The 18404-nt window shown below is 60.9% G+C and carries 17 protein-coding genes; 7 read left to right on the top strand and 10 right to left on the bottom strand.

Annotated features, from left to right (window positions below; all coding sequences use genetic code 11):
• Positions 1–3 precede the first annotated feature (3 nt).
• The 3 genes from QMK50_RS12550 (at position 4) to QMK50_RS12540 (ending at position 2814) form a co-directional block, all read left to right on the top strand.
• Entirely contained in the window at positions 4–1029 is a 1026-nt protein-coding gene (locus QMK50_RS12550; protein ID WP_159998452.1) for a putative 2-aminoethylphosphonate ABC transporter substrate-binding protein, read from the top strand.
• 91 nt (positions 1030–1120) lie between these two features.
• Positions 1121–2254, top strand: a complete 1134-nt coding sequence (locus QMK50_RS12545; RefSeq protein ID WP_159998450.1) for a TIGR03364 family FAD-dependent oxidoreductase — start codon at positions 1121–1123, stop codon at positions 2252–2254.
• The gene (locus QMK50_RS12540) at positions 2254–2814 is read left to right on the top strand and encodes a phosphonate degradation HD-domain oxygenase (protein WP_320333217.1); all 561 of its coding nucleotides are present in this window, start codon (positions 2254–2256) and stop codon (positions 2812–2814) included. Before QMK50_RS12545 ends, QMK50_RS12540 begins: the two co-directional genes overlap by 1 nt.
• A gap of 125 nt (positions 2815–2939) precedes the next feature.
• Here QMK50_RS12540 and QMK50_RS12535 read toward each other — a convergent pair whose 3' ends face one another.
• The 4 genes from QMK50_RS12535 to QMK50_RS12520 form a co-directional block, all read right to left on the bottom strand.
• Positions 2940–3665 carry a retron system putative HNH endonuclease gene (locus QMK50_RS12535; RefSeq protein ID WP_159998446.1) on the bottom strand — a complete coding sequence of 242 codons (726 nt, stop codon included), beginning with the start codon at positions 3663–3665 and terminating at the stop codon, positions 2940–2942.
• Entirely contained in the window at positions 3662–5038 is a 1377-nt protein-coding gene (locus QMK50_RS12530; RefSeq protein ID WP_159998444.1) for an AAA family ATPase, read from the bottom strand. Before QMK50_RS12530 ends, QMK50_RS12535 begins: the two co-directional genes overlap by 4 nt.
• A gap of 117 nt (positions 5039–5155) precedes the next feature.
• Complete coding sequence (locus tag QMK50_RS12525; RefSeq protein ID WP_320333216.1) at positions 5156–6535, bottom strand: DUF3482 domain-containing protein; 1380 nt, start codon at positions 6533–6535, stop codon at positions 5156–5158.
• Complete coding sequence (locus QMK50_RS12520; protein WP_320333215.1) at positions 6528–7898, bottom strand: DUF2868 domain-containing protein; 1371 nt, start codon at positions 7896–7898, stop codon at positions 6528–6530. Before QMK50_RS12520 ends, QMK50_RS12525 begins: the two co-directional genes overlap by 8 nt.
• Positions 7899–7983: 85 nt before the next feature.
• On the opposite strand from QMK50_RS12520, the gene QMK50_RS12515 reads away from it, so the two are divergent.
• Positions 7984–8496, top strand: a complete 513-nt coding sequence (locus QMK50_RS12515) for a dihydrofolate reductase (RefSeq protein ID WP_159998438.1) — start codon at positions 7984–7986, stop codon at positions 8494–8496.
• 119 nt (positions 8497–8615) lie between these two features.
• Here QMK50_RS12515 and QMK50_RS12510 read toward each other — a convergent pair whose 3' ends face one another.
• Complete coding sequence (locus QMK50_RS12510; protein ID WP_159998436.1) at positions 8616–10007, bottom strand: L-cystine transporter; 1392 nt, start codon at positions 10005–10007, stop codon at positions 8616–8618.
• A gap of 241 nt (positions 10008–10248) precedes the next feature.
• Here QMK50_RS12510 and QMK50_RS12505 point away from each other — a divergent pair, with 241 nt between their 5' ends.
• Positions 10249–11304: a haloacid dehalogenase-like hydrolase gene (locus QMK50_RS12505; RefSeq protein ID WP_320333214.1), complete on the top strand. Its 1056-nt coding sequence runs from the start codon at positions 10249–10251 to the stop codon at positions 11302–11304.
• Positions 11305–11486: 182 nt separating this feature from the next.
• Here QMK50_RS12505 and ilvD read toward each other — a convergent pair whose 3' ends face one another.
• The 3 genes from ilvD to QMK50_RS12490 form a co-directional block, all read right to left on the bottom strand.
• Positions 11487–13328, bottom strand: coding sequence for a dihydroxy-acid dehydratase (gene ilvD / locus QMK50_RS12500; protein ID WP_320333213.1), 1842 nt, complete (start codon positions 13326–13328; stop codon positions 11487–11489).
• Positions 13329–13670: 342 nt separating this feature from the next.
• Positions 13671–14129, bottom strand: coding sequence for an REP-associated tyrosine transposase (locus QMK50_RS12495; RefSeq protein WP_320333212.1), 459 nt, complete (start codon positions 14127–14129; stop codon positions 13671–13673).
• A gap of 244 nt (positions 14130–14373) precedes the next feature.
• Positions 14374–15570 carry a class I SAM-dependent rRNA methyltransferase gene (locus QMK50_RS12490; RefSeq protein ID WP_095164601.1) on the bottom strand — a complete coding sequence of 399 codons (1197 nt, stop codon included), beginning with the start codon at positions 15568–15570 and terminating at the stop codon, positions 14374–14376.
• A 143-nt stretch (positions 15571–15713) separates the two neighbouring features.
• Between QMK50_RS12490 and QMK50_RS12485 the strand changes: the two genes are divergently transcribed.
• Together QMK50_RS12485 and mutM are read left to right on the top strand one after the other, a co-directional pair.
• A complete protein-coding gene (locus tag QMK50_RS12485) occupies positions 15714–16583 on the top strand; it encodes an HDOD domain-containing protein (RefSeq protein ID WP_095164599.1) in 870 nt (289 codons plus the stop codon).
• A 30-nt stretch (positions 16584–16613) separates the two neighbouring features.
• Positions 16614–17426: a bifunctional DNA-formamidopyrimidine glycosylase/DNA-(apurinic or apyrimidinic site) lyase gene (gene mutM, locus QMK50_RS12480; RefSeq protein ID WP_095164595.1), complete on the top strand. Its 813-nt coding sequence runs from the start codon at positions 16614–16616 to the stop codon at positions 17424–17426.
• A 56-nt stretch (positions 17427–17482) separates the two neighbouring features.
• On the opposite strand, the gene QMK50_RS12475 is transcribed toward mutM, so the two are convergent.
• The gene (locus QMK50_RS12475) at positions 17483–17734 is read right to left on the bottom strand and encodes a YfhL family 4Fe-4S dicluster ferredoxin (RefSeq protein ID WP_038358877.1); all 252 of its coding nucleotides are present in this window, start codon (positions 17732–17734) and stop codon (positions 17483–17485) included.
• 180 nt (positions 17735–17914) lie between these two features.
• On the bottom strand, positions 17915–18394 hold the full coding sequence (gene coaD, locus QMK50_RS12470; RefSeq protein ID WP_040071510.1) for a pantetheine-phosphate adenylyltransferase: 480 nt from the start codon (positions 18392–18394) through the stop codon (positions 17915–17917).
• Positions 18395–18404: the final 10 nt, after the last annotated feature.

Genomic DNA, 18404 nt, shown 5'->3' with positions numbered 1-18404 from the left:
ACCATGTTCAAGCCCTTGGCTCTAGCCGCTGCTGTCCTCACTGCTTTCAGCATGAACGCCTTCGCGGCGAAAACCGAACTGACTGTCTACACCGCACTGGAAGCCGAACAGCTGAAAACCTACAAGCAGGCGTTCGAAGCGGCCAACCCGGATGTCGAGATCAAGTGGGTACGTGACTCCACCGGCATCATCACCGCCAAGCTGCTGGCGGAAAAAGCCCGTCCGCAGGCGGATGCAGTCTGGGGCCTGGCGGCGTCGAGCCTGGCGATCCTCGATCAGCAAGGCATGCTGCAAAGCTACGCGCCGAAGGAGCTGGGCAAGATCGGCGGCAACTACCGCGATGCCGCCAACCCGCCAGCCTGGGTGGGCATGGACGTGTGGGCCGCGACCATCTGCTTCAACACCGTGGAAGCCGAGAAGCAGGGCCTGAGCAAGCCGGTGAGCTGGCAGGACCTGACCAAGCCTGAATACAAAGGCAAGATCGTCATGCCCAACCCGGCGTCCTCGGGTACCGGTTTCCTTGACGTCAGCGCCTGGCTGCAGACCTTTGGCGAGAAGCAGGGCTGGCAGTACATGGACGACCTGCACCAGAACATTGGCCAGTACGTTCACTCCGGTTCCAAGCCCTGCAAGCTGGCGGCGGCCGGGGAATTCCCGATCGGCATTTCCTTCGAATACCCGGCCGTGCAGTTGAAGCGCCAGGGCGCACCGCTGGACATCGTCCTGCCGAAAGAGGGCCTGGGCTGGGAAATCGAAGCCACCGCGGTCATCAAGGGCACGCCCCATGAAGAGGCTGCGAAGAAACTCGCCGACTTCTCTGCAAGCACCGCGGCAATGGAGCTGTACAAGGAAAACTTCGCCGTGCTCGCCCAGCCTGGCATCGCCAAGCCGCAGACCGAACTGCCGGCCGACTACGAGCAGCGCCTGATCAAGAACGACTTCGCCTGGGCCTCGAAAAACCGCGATGAGATCCTGACCGAGTGGCGCAAGCGGTATGACGGCAAGTCCGAGAAAGTGGCAGCCAAGTAAGCTCTCTATTGGCTGAGGGGCCCTATCGCGGGCAAGCGGAGCGCCGCCCCGCTTGCCCGCGAAGGCGGCTTTGAATTCAGGACATCTTTTAATGACACAACACAACGACCTGCTGATCGTCGGCGCCGGCATTCTCGGTTTGTCTCACGCCTATGCCGCCGCCAAACGTGGCCTCAAGGTCAGGGTCTTCGAGCGCAGCGCCACGCCTTTGGGCGCCTCGGTGCGCAACTTTGGCCAGGCCCTGGTCACCGGCCAGCCTCCCGGCCAGATGCTCGAGCTGGCCAAGGCCAGTCGCGAGATCTGGGGCCAATGGGCACAGCTCGCCGGTTTGCAGCTCAAGCGCAACGGCTCCTATTTGTTTGCCCGCACCGAAGCTGAAGAGCAGCTGTTATCAGCCTTCTGCGAAGGCCGCGCGATCGAGCACGGTTACCGCGTCGAACTGCTGCGCGGCGCGGCATTGCGTGACCTGTATGGCGGCCAGTTCAGCCATCATCGCGCGGCGTTGCATGGCCTGGACGATCAGCAACTGTATTCCCGCGAGGCCATCCCGGCCTTGATCGACTACCTGCGTCGGGAGTTGGCGGTCGAGTTCCACTTCTCGACCCTAGTGCGCGACGTCGAACCCGGGCGGGTGCACAGCACTGCGGGCAGCTTCAGTGGCGAGCAGATCATTGTCTGCTCCGGTCACGACTATCAAACCCTGCTGGCCGAGCCCATTGCCGCGCTCAAGCCACAGGTCTGTCGCTTGCAAATGCTCCGCGCCCGGCCGCTGATCGACCTCAACTTGCAACACGCCTTGCTCACCGGATTGAGCTGCGTGCACTACGGCGCTTTCGCCGACTTGCCGCAAGCGCAGGCCGTGCAGGCGCAGATTCTGCGTGAGACCCCGCACCTGCATGAACAGGGCATTCACCTGTTGATCAGCCCGACGCCCCATGGCGAACTGATCATCGGCGACTCCCACCATTACGGCAGCGATCCGTCGCCGTTCAATGCCGAGCAGGTGGATGACTGGATGCTCGAACTGGCCGAGCAGACCCTGGGTTGCAAGGTGCAGGTGGTCGAGCGCTGGCAGGGCGTCTATGGTGCTCAAGGGCCTACGCCCTTTTCGTTTCTGCAGGCCGCACCCGGCGTGCATGCGGCGTTGATGCACACCGGTGTGGGCATGAGTGTCGGGCCGGCGATGGCCGAACGTAATCTCAAGGCGATATTGGGGGAGCACTGATGGATCGCAATGAGCAGGTGATTGCCGAGGTGTTCGGCTTGTACGAGCGCTTCGGTGACAGTGACTACATCGGCGAGCCGGTGTCGCAGATCGAGCACATGTCCCAGGCTGCCGAACTGGCCATGGCCGAAGGCTTCGACGATGAAGTAGTGCTGGCGGCGTTCTTCCACGATATCGGGCACATCTGCACCGAGAATGCCGAGAACATGGGCGGCTTCGGGGTGGTCAGCCACGAACGCCTCGGCGCCGACTACCTGCGTCGCCTGGGTTTTGGCGAGCGCATGGCGCGGCTGGTGGAGTATCACGTGCAAGCCAAGCGTTACCTGACGCTGACCGAGCCTGGGTACTACGAGCGCCTGAGCGAAGCCAGCCGTCGCACGCTGGAATATCAGGGCGGAGTGATGACACCCGCCGAAGCCGAAGCGTTCAAGCAGGACCCACTGTGCGCTGTCAGTTTGCGCATGCGCCAGTGGGATGAGCAGGCGAAGGAAATGCAGGTGCCGGTGATCGACCTGGACATGCTGAAAGAGAAGGCGTTGCAGTTGCTGAGCGCTGCGTGACCGTTCGCAAAGCAATTATGTGGCTGGTCGAAATCCTCTGCGAAAGTGAACCAGCTCGGGTCTTGGTAGGTGCATCCGGTGGCACTTGTTTTGTGCATTGGAGAACTGAGTGCTGTCTAAACCAGTTATCGTAAGAGGGGGGCATTCTGTTCTAGTACTTGTTCGGCAACGCTCCCATAGAATTCCCGGGTGATACTGAAGAACTGGCTTAGCCTTCCGCCAGTGGGGATAAGGTCAATACCCGCGAGGCAATGTAGATCCATTGTCTGATCAATATGCTCATCGAAAAGCTCTTCTAACTCGTCCCACCAGCGCTTACGCAAATCTTGAAGGTAGGAGCTATTCAGATTGAGCAAATCGATTGTGTATCGAGCCCGCTCTTCTTCCTGGCTCGACAATCCGTCAGCAGGGACTACACGCCCATCGGACAAATAGGCAAAAAAATGCTTACAGTCGGGTTGATGACACGAGACGAAGCGGCCCATGTCGACCCCGCTAGATTTGCCAAGCGCGTGCCCGCCGAAAAGTTCAGCTCGTTGCGCCTTGAACGCCTGCAGATCACTCACACTATCCAGTGCACTAGCTGCCAAATTGTCGTAAGCAAAGGTTCGTTGAGGATGCTGGCTCTTGTTTTCGACATGCTCTATGTGAAAGCCCAGTCCAGCCCGGTCAGGCCGGATTTCACTATAGCAGCACAGCCCGTATTGCTCTTCTAGCAGATGGTCCAGAACTTGGCTCTTATAGCCAAAGCTACTCCAACGAGTGGTTGCCGCATCGCTGGTTGTTGGCGGACTAGCATGTGAGTTGTTCAGCTGAAAAGGGCCGTATCCACGCTTAATAACAGACCTCATCCCTTCAACGCCTGTTGTCGTCTAATGCTGCGTTGAAGTCGTTGCAACTGAGGGTGCTGTTCGCCAAGCGTTGCGATCAGTCTCTGCATCAGGTCGATTACTGGTTGTTCTTCATACCGACCCTTGTCCACCCACTCTGTGAGTCTTAATAAATCGGGCTTTTCATCAACTGGCGGCTGCGGATCGACTTGCATCACACTGTGGAGAACGCTGTTGCTCGGCTCGCCGTAGGTCATGGCAAGGGGTTGGGAAGCGACCATTTGGCCGTGGGCATCTTTGCCAATCACCCTGATATTTTCACGCCGTACGGTGCTAAGAACCTGGGGACTATGCGTCGTTACAATGAATTGCATCGCGGGGAAAGCGGCCCGCAACCCCCCTATTATTGTTTGTTGCCAGTATGGGTGCAGAAACATATCCACTTCATCTATCAAGGCAATGCCAGGGGTTTCAAGCGCTGCTCGCTCACCGAGGTGTGGGTTGAGTTTGCATGCACGAAACGCGAGATCGGCAACCATGGCAATTGTGTTGCGCAGTCCATCGCTGAGCATGTCTACGGACAACACTCCATGCTCGGGGTGGTGCATGACCAATTGCTGGTGATGACTCTCACTGTACTCAAGGCTGTGCCAACCAGTCGGCGCCTTTATTAGTAGATCAATGGCATGTTTGATGGCCGTGATGACCCGCTCGAAGCGTTGTCCTGTATCGGACAATTTCGTACTGCGCTCCAGAGCAATTAGTTGTGCCTCACGATAGCTGCGATAGATCCAGCCGTACCAAGCGGTGAAGGTTTTGAAGCTGGACGAATAGGATAGGCAATTCAGGTATCCGGACGTTCGGGAGTACTCGCTTCTGTCGAGAGTGGTTTGGGCCGCAACAGAGGTGAAGCGGCCCTCGAACCAGAGTCGGGAAGTCCCTAAGTAGGTAACCATTGGCAGCGTTACATTGGTATCACCACGCACCTGTTCTTGCAGAGACTTACCATAGGACGTAAGGGCCTTGCTCCCTGTATCGCCGATGGTATTGGTACCCTTTTTCAGTCTCACGCGCTGCTGTAACCAATTGTTCGGCTCATTCATGTCCGCCCATGCTCCATAGGCTTCAATAGTGCTCGGCGTTTGAGGCTCCATGTTGCCAGTACTGAACTGAGTGAGACGCACATCTTCTATCTGAATAGTGGCAGATTTTCCAGTCTGACTGCCCAGGTCGAAGCCTTTGATGAATGGCCATAGTGCGACTCGGGCAGCATCTAGAATGGTAGTTTTACCGCCACCGTTGGAAGCAATTAGGATGGTCAGATGCGGATCGAAGTCGATCTCGAACTGTTCGAAGCAGCGATAGTTTTTTACTCGCAACTTGTCGAGCCTCACAGTATTTTCTCCGATTTCGTTATCTGGCCAAGCATAGGGAGTTCACCTTCGCGTTGCGGTTGGAGCAGCATACTAAAAGCGAGTCGCGAAACGCTAAACAAAGCTAGTGACAAAGGGTTAAGTTACCTTTTCGGCCAACAGCTCCACCTGCTCCTGGCGCTCGGCCTGGCTCAACTTGCCATGGGGATTGAGTGACGACCATTGCGGGTGCGCCCGAGCCTTGCTCAGGGCTTCGGGCAGCTTACCTTCGCGCCAGTCTTTATCCTGCGGCGTATCCACCTTGATGCTGTCCATCGCGGCATGCCCGCGCTGGTCGAGGGCCAGCACCAGTTGGCGCTGGCGCAGTGCCAATAGGCGCAACACGCTGTCATCGACGGTCAATTCGCGTTGTCCCTTGATCTTGCCCAGCAAACGACTGCCATAACTGCGTGCGGTTTGCAGGGCGCCGCCGGCAATGGCGCCGGCCAGCGCGGCTGCGCCGAGGGTCAGGCCGCCCACCAGCAGGTCGACGCCTGCCCCGGCCGCCGCTCCTGCAGCGATCCCGCTACCGACCCGCACACCCAGTTGCTTGAGGGTTTCGGGGTTGAACAAATCATCGCCCCAGCGTCCGTCCAGCAGCGGCAAATCGCTGGCGGCGGCGTCCTGCGGGCGGAAGGCGTAGAGTTTGAGCAGCGCCTCGACGCAGCGCTGTTCGCGCTGGCGTACGGCTTTGCGCAGGTCGCTGATGGCCTGCTGTTCCTGCCCGGCGTCACTGGCCACGCTGCGGCGGCAGGCGGCGCAGTCGATCAGCAGTTCGGCGATCAAGCGGGCGGCGCTTTGCTGGCGCGCCAGGCGTTGCGCCTGCTGGTCGGCGATCAGGCGCTCGAGTTGCCCGCGCGAGTTCTCCAGCATCAGCGCCAGGCTTTCATACAACCGGCGTTCGCCGTCTTCCGGCGGCGCGACACTGTCAAAGCGCACCAGCGCATGCAGCCCCAGGCGCGCCAGGGCTTCACGCCATTCCGGTTCGCGATGGTCGGCGCTGCTGACGAAATTCAGCACCGGCAGCAGCGGCTTGCCGCAGCTGGCCAGCACCTGCAGTTCGTCGCGGTACTTGGCCAGCACCGGTTCGCGGGCATCGATCACATACAGCCCGGCGTCGGATGCCAGCAGTTGGCGCAGCACCTTGGCTTCCTGCTCAAAGCGCTGGCGCGCCTCGCTGCCGTCGAGGAAACGCGCCAGGCGCTCAGGGCCGTCGAGGCGTTCGCCGGGGCGTTCCAGGTGTTCGAGGTAGTCGAGCAGGGCGATCGCGTCTTCCAGGCCTGGCGTGTCGTAGAGCTCCAGCAGGGCCTGGCCATCGACCGACAAACGCGCGCCTTCGACATGCCGGGTGGTGCTGGGGCGATGGGACACTTCGCCAAAGCCGACATCCCGGGTCAGGGTGCGCAACAAGGAGGTTTTGCCGACGTTGGTGTGGCCGACTACGGCGAGCTTCAGCGGTTTTGGTTGAGCATCAGTCATGACCCGACTCCAGCCAGTTCATCGGTGCGCAATCGGCGAAGGGCAAGCCCAATTGCTGCAGGGCGGCATGCCAGTCCCCCAGGCGGTCGGCGTCCAACGCCTGGCCGGGCGGTGCCTGCAGCAGCCAGACACGGGTGGCGCTGGCGCTCTGGGCCAGTTCGGCGATCAGCGCCAGGCTGCCGCGATCCGGAGAGCGCCGGGGGTCGCACGCGATCAGCAGGCGGGCCGGCGGGAAGCGGGTCAGTTGTTCGAGAAGCTTTTGCCGCGACTCGCGGCTGTCGAGGATCCCGGCATCCTTGACGTTCTTCGCCAGGGCCGGCGGCCACGGGCGCTGGTCGTCCAGCTCGATGGCTACCAACAGCGCGCCGTCACTGTGCAGGGCGCTGCTCGCGCTTTCGACCTGATGCAGGCGCTCTGGCGCGGCATCGCTGACACCAAGGCGCTCGCTGCTGGGCATCAGGCGTTCACGCAATTGGGCGTAGCCGGGCAATTTCAGGTCCAGTTGCAAGCCCGCGCGGCCACGGTTCCAGCGCCACAGGCACAGCAGGGTCAGCAGCAGGCGCGGTAATGCACCGTACACCAGCACCACGCCGACCAGCCAGCCGGCCCAGGCTTGGCGGGCGCTTTCAAGGTTCAGGGCGGCGTCACCGCTGGCGCGGATCATTTCTTCGGTAGGCACGCTGAACCCCAGCAGCGCAGGCAGGGCACCGAGGGCCTGGGTCAGGGCGACGAAGGTTTCGCCGCTGAGGATGGTGGTCTCCCAGACAAACCCATAGCGCCGGGTCGCCATCAGCGTCAGGACCATGACCAGCGCACTGAGCATCACCACCAGCCACAGGCCATTGACCAGCAGGCCCAGCAACCAGCGATTGAGTTTGTGCCGTTGTAGCAACAGCAGCAGTGCCGGCGCCAGGTGGGCGGCCTTGGCATCGCGGGCGAGTTTTTCACTGAGCCACAGCCACAGGCGCCCGAGGGTGGCGCCGTAGTCGGCGGCGAGGATCAGCCCCGAGGCCCAACTGAGCAGCAGAATCAGGTTCAGCCCGAGCAGGCTGCCCAGGGCCCAGAACACATTGACCGGAGCCTGGCCATCGCCCAGGGCGGCAAATGCCAGGCCGGCGCCACTGAGGATCGCCAGCACGGCCAGGACCAGCAGTGCCAGGCGCGCGCCTTGTAGCCAATGGCGCAGGGCCGCGGTCAGGCCATCGCGTTCGGCCAGCCAACTGGCACGGGCCTGGATGCGGCTGGGCAGGTCGCCACCGGCATTGCGGGCCAGACGGTTGGCTTGCGAATCCTCCAGGGCGCCGGCGTGTTCCTCGCGCAGACGGATGGTTTCGGTTAGCCAGAGTGTGTGCAGATCAGTCACGCGTCATCCCGTCGCTTAAGTGAGTGCTGAGCATAACCGCTGTGGCGCTTATCGGGGAAAGCGAGGCTCTGGTATCCTCCTCGCCATGAAAAAAACACTCCCCCTCAGCCTGATCGCAGCCCTCGGTGAAAACCGCGTGATCGGCGTCGACAACAGCATGCCCTGGCACTTGCCGGGGGATTTCAAATACTTCAAGGCCACTACCCTGGGCAAGCCGATCATCATGGGTCGCAAGACCTGGGATTCCCTCGGTCGCCCACTGCCGGGGCGGTTGAACATCGTGGTCAGTCGCCAGGCCGACTTGCAGCTGGAGGGTGCCGAGGTCTATCCGTCGCTGGAAGCCGCCGTCGAGCGAGCGCAGGAATGGGCGCTGGAACAAGGTGTCGATGAGCTGATGCTGATTGGCGGTGCGCAACTGTATGCGCAAGGATTGGCCCAGGCCGATCGGCTGTACCTGACCCGCGTGGCGCTGAGCCCCGAGGGTGATGCGTGGTTTCCGGAGTTTGAGTTGAACCAGTGGAAACTGGTGTCGAATGCGCTGAATCCGGCCGAAGGCGACAAACCGGCGTACAGCTTCGAAATCTGGGAGAAAGCCTAAAAGCATCGCGGGCAAGCCCGCTCCCACAGGGATCTGCGGTGAACACATATTTGTGTTCGACCAAGACCCATGTGGGAGCGGGCTTGCCCGCGATGAGGCCCGCTCAGCCGCTCAAAGACTCAAGCGTGCGCCAACTCCTCATGCTCATCAGCCAGCAGCACGTCTTTATCCGTCTGTTGCATGATCTGGCTGGTAATCGCCCCGGCTGTCATCGAACCACTGACGTTCAGCGCCGTGCGGCCCATGTCGATCAGCGGCTCGACGGAAATCAGCAACGCCACCAAAGACACCGGCAAACCCATGGCCGGCAACACGATCAGCGCGGCGAAGGTTGCACCACCGCCGACCCCGGCCACCCCGGCTGAACTCAACGTCACAATCGCCACCAATGTCGCGATCCACAGCGGGTCGAGCGGGTTGATGCCCACGGTCGGGGCGACCATCACCGCCAACATCGCCGGATAGAGACCAGCGCAGCCGTTCTGGCCAATGGTGGCGCCAAACGAAGCGGCGAAGCTGGCGATCGACTGCGGAATCCCCAGGCGGCGGGTTTGCGCTTCGATGCTCAGCGGGATGCTCGCGGCGCTGGAGCGGCTGGTGAAGGCGAAGGTCAGTACCGGCCAGACCTTGCGGAAAAAGCGCAGCGGGTTGATCCCGGCCAGCGCCACCAGCAGGCCGTGGACTACAAACATCAGGCCCAGGCCCAGGTACGACACCACCACAAAACTGCCGAGCTTGATGATGTCCTGCAGGTTGGAACCGGCGACCACTTTGGTCATCAGCGCCAGCACACCGTAGGGGGTCAACTTCATCACCAGGCGTACCAGGCGCATCACCCAGGCTTGCAGGGTGTCGATGGCGTTGATCACTTTCTGACCTTTTTCCACGTCATCCTTGAGCAGTTGCAGGGCTGCAATACCGAGGAAGGCGGCAAAAATCACCACGCTGATGATCGACGTCGGCTTGGCCCGGGCCAGGTCGGCGAACGGGTTCTGCGGGATGAACGACAGCAGCAACTGCGGCACATTCAGGTCGGCAACCTTGCCCGCGTAGTCGCTCTGGATGGTTTGCAGGCGTGCCATTTCCTGGGTGCCGGCCACCAGGCCTTCGGCGGTCAGGCCGAACAGGTTGGTCAGGCCGATGCCGATCAGCGCCGCGATAGCGGTGGTGAACAGCAGGGTGCCGATGGTCAGGAAGCTGATCTTGCCCAGGGAGGACGCGTTGTGCAGCCTGGCAACAGCACTGAGGATCGAAGCAAATACCAGGGGGATCACGATCATTTGCAGCAATTGCACGTAACCGTTACCCACCAGGTCGAACCAGCTGATGGAGGCTTTGAGCACTGGATTGCCGGCACCGTAAATCGTGTGCAAGGCCACGCCAAACGCCACGCCCATGACCAGCGCCAGCAGCACTTTCTTGGCCAGGCTCCAGGTGGTGTGGCGGGTTTGTGCCAGGCCAAACAGCAAGGCCAGGAACACCAGCAGATTGAGGATCAGCGGCAGATTCATCGAGACTCCAAAAAAGACTTGTGCCAATCGCCTCGCGGGGCAATTGCGAACCGGCAAGCCTAACAGCTTGATATCTATAAAATTAATACCAAAAACGCATGGTGACTGTCGTTTTTGGAATAAGGAGCTGACGCTGTCGGTTATGCCGGTGACGGAATCAGCACGCAAGCGGTCGTGCTCAGACGAGGACTGTCATGCAGATTTGTTAGCGTCGATGGCTTTCATTCAGGGAGAAATGCACATGAAAGTCGCTACGCAAGTGTTAGCCGTCGCCATGTGCCTGGGCCTTGCCGGCCAGGTTTTCGCCACCGATCTCAAACATTGGCCCGAGGCACAGGCCAAGCAACTGGACGCGATGATCGCGGCCAACGCCAACAAGGGTAACTACGCGGTGTTCGACATGGACAACACCAGCTACCGCTACGACCTGGAAGAGTCGCTGTTGCCGTTCATGGAAAACAAAGGCCTGATCACCCGCGAGAAGCTGGACCCCTCCCTGAAACTGATTCCGTTCAAGGACACCGCCGAGCACCAGGAAAGCCTGTTCAGTTACTACTACCGGCTGTGCGAGCTCGATGACATGGTCTGCTACCCATGGGTCGCCCAGGTCTTTTCCGGTTTCACCCTCAAGGAACTCAAGGGCTACGTCGACGAGTTGATGGCCTCCGGCAAGCCGGTGCCTAGCACCTATTACGAAGGCGACGTGGTCAAGACCATCGAGGTCAACCCGCCGAAGATCTTCACCGGGCAAGCCGAGCTGTACAACAAGCTGATGGAAAACGGCATCGAGGTCTACGTGATGACCGCCGCCTCGGAAGAGCTGGTACGCATGGTCGCCTCCGATCCCAAGTATGGCTACAACGTCAAACCGCAAAACGTGATCGGCGTGACAATGCTGCTCAAGGACCGCAAAAGCGGCGAGCTGACCACCGCGCGCAAGCAGATCACCGCCGGCAAGTATGACGAGAAGGCCAACCTGGGCCTGGAGCTGACCCCATACCTGTGGACCCCAGCGACCTGGATGGCTGGCAAGCAGGCCGCCATCCTGATCTACATCGACGAGTGGAAAAAACCAGTGCTGGTGGGCGGCGACACTCCGACCAGCGACGGCTACATGCTGTTTCACAGTGTCGACGTGGCCAAGGGCGGCATCCACCTGTGGGTCAACCGCAAGGACAAATACATGGCCCAGATCAACGGCATGATGGCCAAGCACGCTGCGGCCCAGGCCAAAGAAGGGCTGCCGGTGACGGCGGACAAGAACTGGGTGATCGTCAAGCCGGAGGAAATCCAGTAAGGATTTGCTTCACTGTAGGAGCGAGCCTGCTCGCAATGGTCGTCAACGATAACGCTGGAAGCCTGATACCCCGCGGTGCTCTCAGGTTTTTCGCGAGCAGGCTCGCTCCTACAGCTGACCGGATGTTGTCCAAAAAAATACCCCGCACTTGGCGGGGTATTTTTTTGTTCGACGGTTAAGCCTTACAGCCCGTCGAGCATCGCCTTGTTACGCACGGCACCCTTGTCGGCGCTGGTGGCCAGCAGGGCGTAGGCTTTCAGTGCAGTGGTCACTTTGCGTGGGCGCACTTCAACCGGCTTCCAGCCTTTCTTGTCCTGCTCGACGCGGCGTGCCGCCAGTTCTTCATCGCTGACCAACAGGTTGATCGAGCGGTTGGGAATGTCGATCAACACTTTGTCGCCATCCTGCACCAGGCCAATCGCACCGCCGGCAGCGGCTTCTGGCGAAGCGTGGCCGATGGACAGGCCCGAGGTGCCGCCGGAGAAGCGACCGTCGGTGAGCAGGGCGCAGGCTTTGCCCAGGCCCTTGGACTTGAGGTAGGAGGTCGGATAGAGCATTTCCTGCATGCCCGGGCCGCCTTTCGGGCCTTCGTAACGGATGATCACGATGTCGCCTTCTTTGACTTCGTCGGCGAGGATGCCGCGCACCGAGCTGTCCTGGCTTTCGTAGATTTTGGCGCGACCCTCGAACACGTGGATCGACTCGTCGACACCGGCGGTTTTCACCACGCAGCCGTCCAGGGCGATGTTGCCGTACAGCACGGCCAGGCCGCCTTCTTGCGAATAGGCATGCTCGACACTGCGGATGCAGCCGTTTTCACGGTCGTCGTCCAGGGTTTCCCAGCGGGTCGACTGGCTGAATGCGGTCTGGGTCGGGATGCCCGCCGGGCCGGCCTTGAAGAAGTGGTGCACGGCTTCGTCGGTGGTCTGGGTGATGTCCCACTTGGCGATGCCTTCGGCCATGGTCTTGCTGTGCACGGTCGGCAGCTCGGTGTGCAGCAGGCCGCCACGGGCCAGCGAGCCTAAGATCGAGAAGATCCCGCCGGCGCGGTGCACGTCTTCCATGTGGTACTTCTGGATGTTCGGCGCGACCTTGCACAGTTGCGGTACGTGGCGCGACAGGCGGTCGATGTCCTTCAGGTCGAAGTCGATCTCGGCTTCCTGGGCTGCGGCCAGCAAGTGCAGGATGGTGTTGGTGGAACCGCCCATGGCGATGTCCAGCGTCATGGCGTTTTCGAACGCCTTGAAGTTGGCGATATTGCGCGGCAGTACCGAGTCGTCGTTGTCACCGTAGTAGCGTTTGCACAGTTCGACGATGGTGCGCCCGGCTTGCAGGAACAGCTGTTCGCGGTCGCTGTGGGTGGCCAGGGTCGAGCCGTTGCCCGGCAGCGCGAGGCCGAGGGCTTCAACCAGGCAGTTCATCGAGTTGGCGGTGAACATGCCGGAGCACGAGCCGCACGTCGGGCAGGCGCTGCGCTCGTACTCAGCGACTTTCTCGTCAGAAGCGCTGGAGTCGGCGGCGATGACCATGGCGTCAACCAGGTCCAGGCCGTGGGAGGCGAGCTTGGTCTTGCCGGCTTCCATCGGACCGCCGGAAACGAAGATCACCGGGATGTTCAGGCGCAAGGCGGCCATCAGCATGCCGGGGGTTATCTTGTCGCAGTTGGAGATGCAGACGATCGCGTCGGCGCAGTGGGCGTTGACCATGTACTCGACGGAGTCGGCGATGATCTCGCGGCTCGGCAGCGAATAGAGCATGCCGTCGTGACCCATGGCGATGCCGTCATCGACTGCAATGGTGTTGAATTCCTTGGCCACACCGCCAGCGCGCTCGATCTCGCGGGCAACCAGTTGACCCAGGTCCTTGAGGTGCACGTGGCCCGGGACGAATTGGGTAAAGGAGTTGGCAATGGCGATGATCGGCTTTTTGAAGTCGTCATCTTTCATCCCCGTGGCGCGCCACAGAGCGCGAGCACCGGCCATGTTGCGACCGTGGGTGGATGTTTTCGAGCGGTAATCTGGCATGAAGCACTCCGGGCGGCTAATCAGGTATCAAAAGGGAAGTGAGCTTCTATTGACGTCTGGAACACTCAGAAATAGCCGGGTGTCCGGAAGTTGCCGAGAACTTTGCGGGATCGCCGCGCGCTTCAGCTTGAGCTCATAAACCCGCCGGGGGATGACTGGCGATGAATCGTTCGATTCTACACCGCTGGCGGCTGGAGGGAATGGCTGCAAGCATTCACAGGACGTTTGGCGACCACCCCCGTAGGAGCGAGCTCGCTCGCGATGAACCCGAGAACGCCGCGGGGTGTCAGGTTCCCCGCGTTATCGTTGACCACCATCGCGAGCGAGCTCGCTCCTACAGTATTAAATCCACATGGCATCCCACAGGGGGTAGTCTCCAACTCGAGTCACAAGCCCGGCGCGCAAAGGGTTGGCGATGATGTATCGGGCGATGGCTTTCAGGTCTTCCTCGCGACGCAAGGCCCGATCGAAGTAACCCTTTTGCCATAGTGTTTCGTGGCGACCTCTTTGCTGGTTGATGGCGCGAGCACTTCTGGATTTGGCCGCCTGCATCAGTCTCGGCAAATCACCGTTGTGCAATTCAACCAGCCAATGAAAGTGATCCGGCATGATGACCCAGGCTATCGACGTGGCATAGCCGGCTTCCTGAGCCCTTCTGAACTCGTGCACCAAAAAGCGGCCAGTGTGCCAATCCTGGAAGAATGGTTGTCGTTCATGGGTGACAGCGGTCAGGTGATAGATACGACCGGATTGCGAGTGCCGACCTGTGCGTAATCGATGGGCTTTTGGCGTGTTGGACATTCCGTTGTCCTCTTCGGTGATGGGAAGAGAAAACGGTAGGCGTGGGGTGGGAGGTTGTCGCTTCGGTAGTGGATCAGAATGTGTCCTGCACCTGGAGCGAGCCCGCTCGCGATGAGTTCAATGACACCGCGGAGTATCAGGTTCCCCGCGTTATCGTTAACCTCCATCGCGAGCAAGCCGCAAGCGAGCAAGCCGCAAGCGGGCGCCGCAAGCGGGCGCTCGCTCCTACATAGGTTTTGCGTTATCAGCTGTTGGGCAACAGCCGGCAGGTGATGCTCTTGATGTAGCGCGTTTCGGCGATGGCCGGGTGTACCGGGTGGTCCGGGCCCTGGCCGCCGCGTTCCAGCAGCTGGATGTTGCGGTCCAGGTGGCGGGCGCTGGTCAGCAGGATGTTCTGCAGATCATCTTCGGGCAGGTGCATCGAGCACGAGGCGCTGACCAGGATGCCGTCCTTGTTGAGCAGGCGCATGGCTTGCTCGTTCAGGCGACGGTAGGCGCCTTCGCCGTTCTTCATGTCTTTCTTGCGTTTGATGAACGCCGGCGGGTCGGCCACGATCACGTCGAAACGTTCTTCGCTGGCTTTCAACTCTTTCAGGGCTTCGAACACGTCGCCTTCGATGCAGGTCATCTTGTCGGCAAAGCCGTTCAGCGCAGCGTTGCGCTCAACGCCGTCGAGGGCGAAGGCCGAGGCGTCGACGCAGAACACTTCGCTGGCGCCGAATGCGGCAGCCTGCACGCCCCAGCCACCGATGTAGCTGTACAGGTCCAGTACACGCTTGCCTTTGGCGTACGGGGCCAGGCGGGCGCGGTTCATGCGGTGGTCGTAGAACCAGCCGGTTTTCTGGCCCTGAATGACCGGCGCTTCGAATTTCACCCCGTTCTCTTCCAGGGCGACCCACTCCGGCACCAGGCCGAACACGGTGTCGACGTAGCGCTCGAGGCCTTCGGCGTCGCGCGCGGCGGAGTCATTCTTGAACAGAATGCCGCTCGGCTTGAGCACTTGGGTCAACGCGGCGATCACGTCGTCTTTATGGGTTTCCATGGTCGCCGAGGCGATCTGCACCACCAGGATGTCGCCGAAACGGTCGACTACCAAGCCCGGCAGCAGGTCGGAATCGCCGTAGACCAGGCGGTAGAACGGCTTGTCGAACAGGCGCTCGCGCAGCGACAGGGCGACGTTCAGGCGGTGCACCAGCAGCGACTTGTCCAGTGGCAGCTTGATGTCGCGCGACAGCAGGCGGGCGCAGATCAGGTTGTTCGGGCTCATGGCGACGATGCCCAGCGGCTTGCCACCGGCGGCTTCCAGGATCGCCTGGTCGCCGGCCTTGAAGCCGTGCAGCGGGGTGGCGGCTACGTCGATTTCGTTACTGTAGACCCACAGGTGGCCGGCGCGCAGGCGACGGTCGGCATTGGCTTTGAGGCGCAAGCTTGGCAGGGACATGACGTCGCTCCAGAAAAAAGAGCGGGAGTATACCCTGTTGCGCAGCCGTTGGCGGGCTCACCGGATGGACTGCGGGAGCGGTTTGAGGTGTCGGCAACCTGCGCTTAAGGGGTAGAATCGCCGCCTGCCCAGAGTGAGTACTTATGTCCCAAGAGCTATCTTCCGAACAGATTCAGCAGGCCCTGCAAGGCATCAGCGTTCCGCCTCAACCGCAAATCATGGTGGATTTGCAGATGGAACAGTACATGCCGGACCCGGACCTTGAAGTGATCGCGAAGCTGATCTCCCAGGACCCGGGTCTCTCCGGCGCGTTGTTGAAAATCGTCAACTCGCCGTATTTCGGCCTGAGCAACAAGATTGCCTCGATCCAGCGGGCGGTGAACCTGTTGGGCAGCCGCTCGGTGATCAACATGATCAACGCGCAGTCGATCAAGGGTGAGATGAATGACGACACCATCGTCACCCTCAACCGTTTCTGGGACACGGCGCAGGACGTGGCGATGACCAGCCTCAGCCTGGCCAAGCGCATCGGCTCGCAAGCGGTGGACGAAGCCTATGCCCTGGGGCTGTTCCACGACTGTGGCGTGCCGCTGATGCTCAAGCGCTTCCCCAACTATATGGCAGTGCTGGAACAGGCCTATGCCAACGCCGGCGTCGATTGCCGGGTGGTGGACACGGAAAACCATGCGTTCAACACCAACCATGCGGTGGTCGGCTACTACACGGCAAAGTCCTGGCGCCTGCCGGAACATGTCAGCCACGCTATCGCCAATCATCACAATGCCCTGGCGATCTTCAGCGATGAGTCCTCGCGCAACAGTCAGTTGAAGAACCTGCTGGCGATCCTCAAGATGGCGGAACACATCTGTGCCTCGTACCGGGTCCTGGGCAACCAGACCGAAGATCATGAGTGGGACAGCATCGGTCACCTGGTACTCGACTATGTCGGCCTCTCGGACTACGACTTCGAGAACCTCAAACAGACGATCCGTGAACTCGGCGCGCACCATTGAGCGCCGGACCTTTCCTGAGCCGAGTACGCCATGCCTGAATTGCCGGAAGTCGAAACCACCCGCCGCGGGATTGCGCCCTACCTGGAAGGCCAGCGCGTCAGCCGGGTGGTGGTGCGTGAGCGGCGCCTGCGCTGGCCGATCCCCGAGGACCTCGATGTGCGCCTGTCCGGGCAGCGCATTGTGCTGGTGGAGCGGCGTGCCAAGTATTTGCTGATCAACGCCGAGGTCGGCACCTTGATCAGTCACCTGGGCATGTCGGGGAATCTACGCCTGGTGGAAATCGGCCTGCCGGCGGCCAAGCATGAGCATGTGGACATCGAGCTGGAGTCCGGCCTGGCCCTGCGCTACACCGACCCGCGCCGTTTCGGGGCGATGCTCTGGAGCCTTGACCCGCTCAACCACGAACTGCTGCTGCGCCTGGGGCCGGAGCCGCTGACGGACCTGTTCGACGGCGATCGCCTGTTTCAACTGTCACGTGGGCGTTCGATGGCGGTCAAGCCGTTCATCATGGACAACGCGGTGGTGGTGGGGGTCGGCAATATTTACGCGACCGAAGCGCTGTTCGCCGCCGGGATCGACCCGCGCCGCGAGGCCAAGGGCATCTCCCGGGCGCGTTACCTGAAGCTGGCGATCGAGATCAAGCGCATCCTGGCCGCCGCCATCGAGCGCGGCGGCACCACTTTGCGCGACTTTGTCGGCGGCGACGGCCAGCCGGGCTATTTCCAGCAGGAGCTGTTCGTCTATGGCCGCGGCGGCGAGGGCTGCAAGGTCTGCGGGACAGAACTTCGCGAGGTGAAGCTGGGGCAGCGGGCGAGTGTGTTTTGCCCCAGGTGCCAGCGCTGATCCAGATGTGGCGGTGAGGTTGCTTATGGCCTCATCGCGAGCAGGCTCGCGATTCCTTACGCCTTGCCGGTAATGATCCGGTACTTTTCCATCAACTGCTCTTCAGTTTCCGGATGGGCTTCGTCCAGCGGAATGCAATCGACCGGGCAGACCTGCTGGCATTGCGGCTCGTCATAGTGGCCGACGCACTGGGTGCACAGGTTCGGGTCGATCACGTAGATCTCTTCGCCCTGGGAGATGGCGGCGTTCGGGCACTCGGGTTCGCAGACGTCGCAGTTAATGCAATCGTCGGTGATGATCAGGGACATTGGGGACTCCAGCCAGGGTCGTCGGCCCGGGCATCTGAAAACTAATGCGCACAATTGTGCCGCATTGACGCTGTAGGAGCGAGCTTGCTCGCGAAAAACGTCAGGGCGCTGTGTACTTTCTGATAGCACTGCGTAATCGTTGACGTTTTTCGCTGGCAAGCCAGCTCCTACAGTCGGGGTCTATTTCTTGAACCGGAGTGTAAGAGCATCGGCCACGGCCGGGTGGACGAATTTAGTGATATCGCCGCCCAGGGCTGCAATTTCACGGACCAGCGTCGAAGAAATAAACGAATAGCGCTCGGACGGCGTCAGGAACAGGCTTTCCACGTCCGGGGCCAACTGGCGGTTCATATTGGCCAGCTGGAATTCGTACTCGAAATCCGACACCGCACGCAAACCACGCAGGAATACATTGGCATTCTGCTCTTTGGCGAAGTGCGCCAACAGCGTCGAAAAGCCGACGACTTCGACGTTCGGCAGATGTTTGGTGACCTCGCGGGCCAGCTCCACACGCTGTTCCAGGGGGAATAGCGGGTTTTTCTTGGGGCTGGCGGCGACAGCAATGATCACATGATCGAACAGGCGCGCGGCGCGTTCGACCAGATCGCCATGGCCCTTGGTAATAGGGTCGAAGGTACCTGGGTACAACACTCGGTTCATCGCGTCGTCC

This window comes from Pseudomonas sp. P5_152, assembly GCF_033989915.1.
In the GTDB taxonomy this organism is placed as follows: domain Bacteria; phylum Pseudomonadota; class Gammaproteobacteria; order Pseudomonadales; family Pseudomonadaceae; genus Aquipseudomonas.
This window is presented reverse-complemented; position numbering and strand designations above follow the sequence as displayed.

Bases quoted from the DNA above. Each gene is read 5' to 3' on its own strand.
- mutM (WP_095164595.1), top strand. From the start codon at position 16,614: ATGCCTGAATTGCCGGAAGTCGAAACCACCCGCCGCGGGATTGCGCCC.
- QMK50_RS12495 (WP_320333212.1), bottom strand. From the start codon at position 14,129: ATGTCCAACACGCCAAAAGCCCATCGATTACGCACAGGTCGGCACTCG.
- QMK50_RS12485 (WP_095164599.1), top strand. From the start codon at position 15,714: ATGTCCCAAGAGCTATCTTCCGAACAGATTCAGCAGGCCCTGCAAGGC.
- coaD (WP_040071510.1), bottom strand. From the start codon at position 18,394: ATGAACCGAGTGTTGTACCCAGGTACCTTCGACCCTATTACCAAGGGC.
- QMK50_RS12505 (WP_320333214.1), top strand. From the start codon at position 10,249: ATGAAAGTCGCTACGCAAGTGTTAGCCGTCGCCATGTGCCTGGGCCTT.
- QMK50_RS12550 (WP_159998452.1), top strand. From the start codon at position 4: ATGTTCAAGCCCTTGGCTCTAGCCGCTGCTGTCCTCACTGCTTTCAGC.
- QMK50_RS12525 (WP_320333216.1), bottom strand. From the start codon at position 6,535: ATGACTGATGCTCAACCAAAACCGCTGAAGCTCGCCGTAGTCGGCCAC.
- QMK50_RS12510 (WP_159998436.1), bottom strand. From the start codon at position 10,007: ATGAATCTGCCGCTGATCCTCAATCTGCTGGTGTTCCTGGCCTTGCTG.
- QMK50_RS12475 (WP_038358877.1), bottom strand. From the start codon at position 17,734: ATGTCCCTGATCATCACCGACGATTGCATTAACTGCGACGTCTGCGAA.
- QMK50_RS12490 (WP_095164601.1), bottom strand. From the start codon at position 15,570: ATGTCCCTGCCAAGCTTGCGCCTCAAAGCCAATGCCGACCGTCGCCTG.
- QMK50_RS12540 (WP_320333217.1), top strand. From the start codon at position 2,254: ATGGATCGCAATGAGCAGGTGATTGCCGAGGTGTTCGGCTTGTACGAG.
- QMK50_RS12515 (WP_159998438.1), top strand. From the start codon at position 7,984: ATGAAAAAAACACTCCCCCTCAGCCTGATCGCAGCCCTCGGTGAAAAC.
- QMK50_RS12535 (WP_159998446.1), bottom strand. From the start codon at position 3,665: ATGAGGTCTGTTATTAAGCGTGGATACGGCCCTTTTCAGCTGAACAAC.
- ilvD (WP_320333213.1), bottom strand. From the start codon at position 13,328: ATGCCAGATTACCGCTCGAAAACATCCACCCACGGTCGCAACATGGCC.
- QMK50_RS12545 (WP_159998450.1), top strand. From the start codon at position 1,121: ATGACACAACACAACGACCTGCTGATCGTCGGCGCCGGCATTCTCGGT.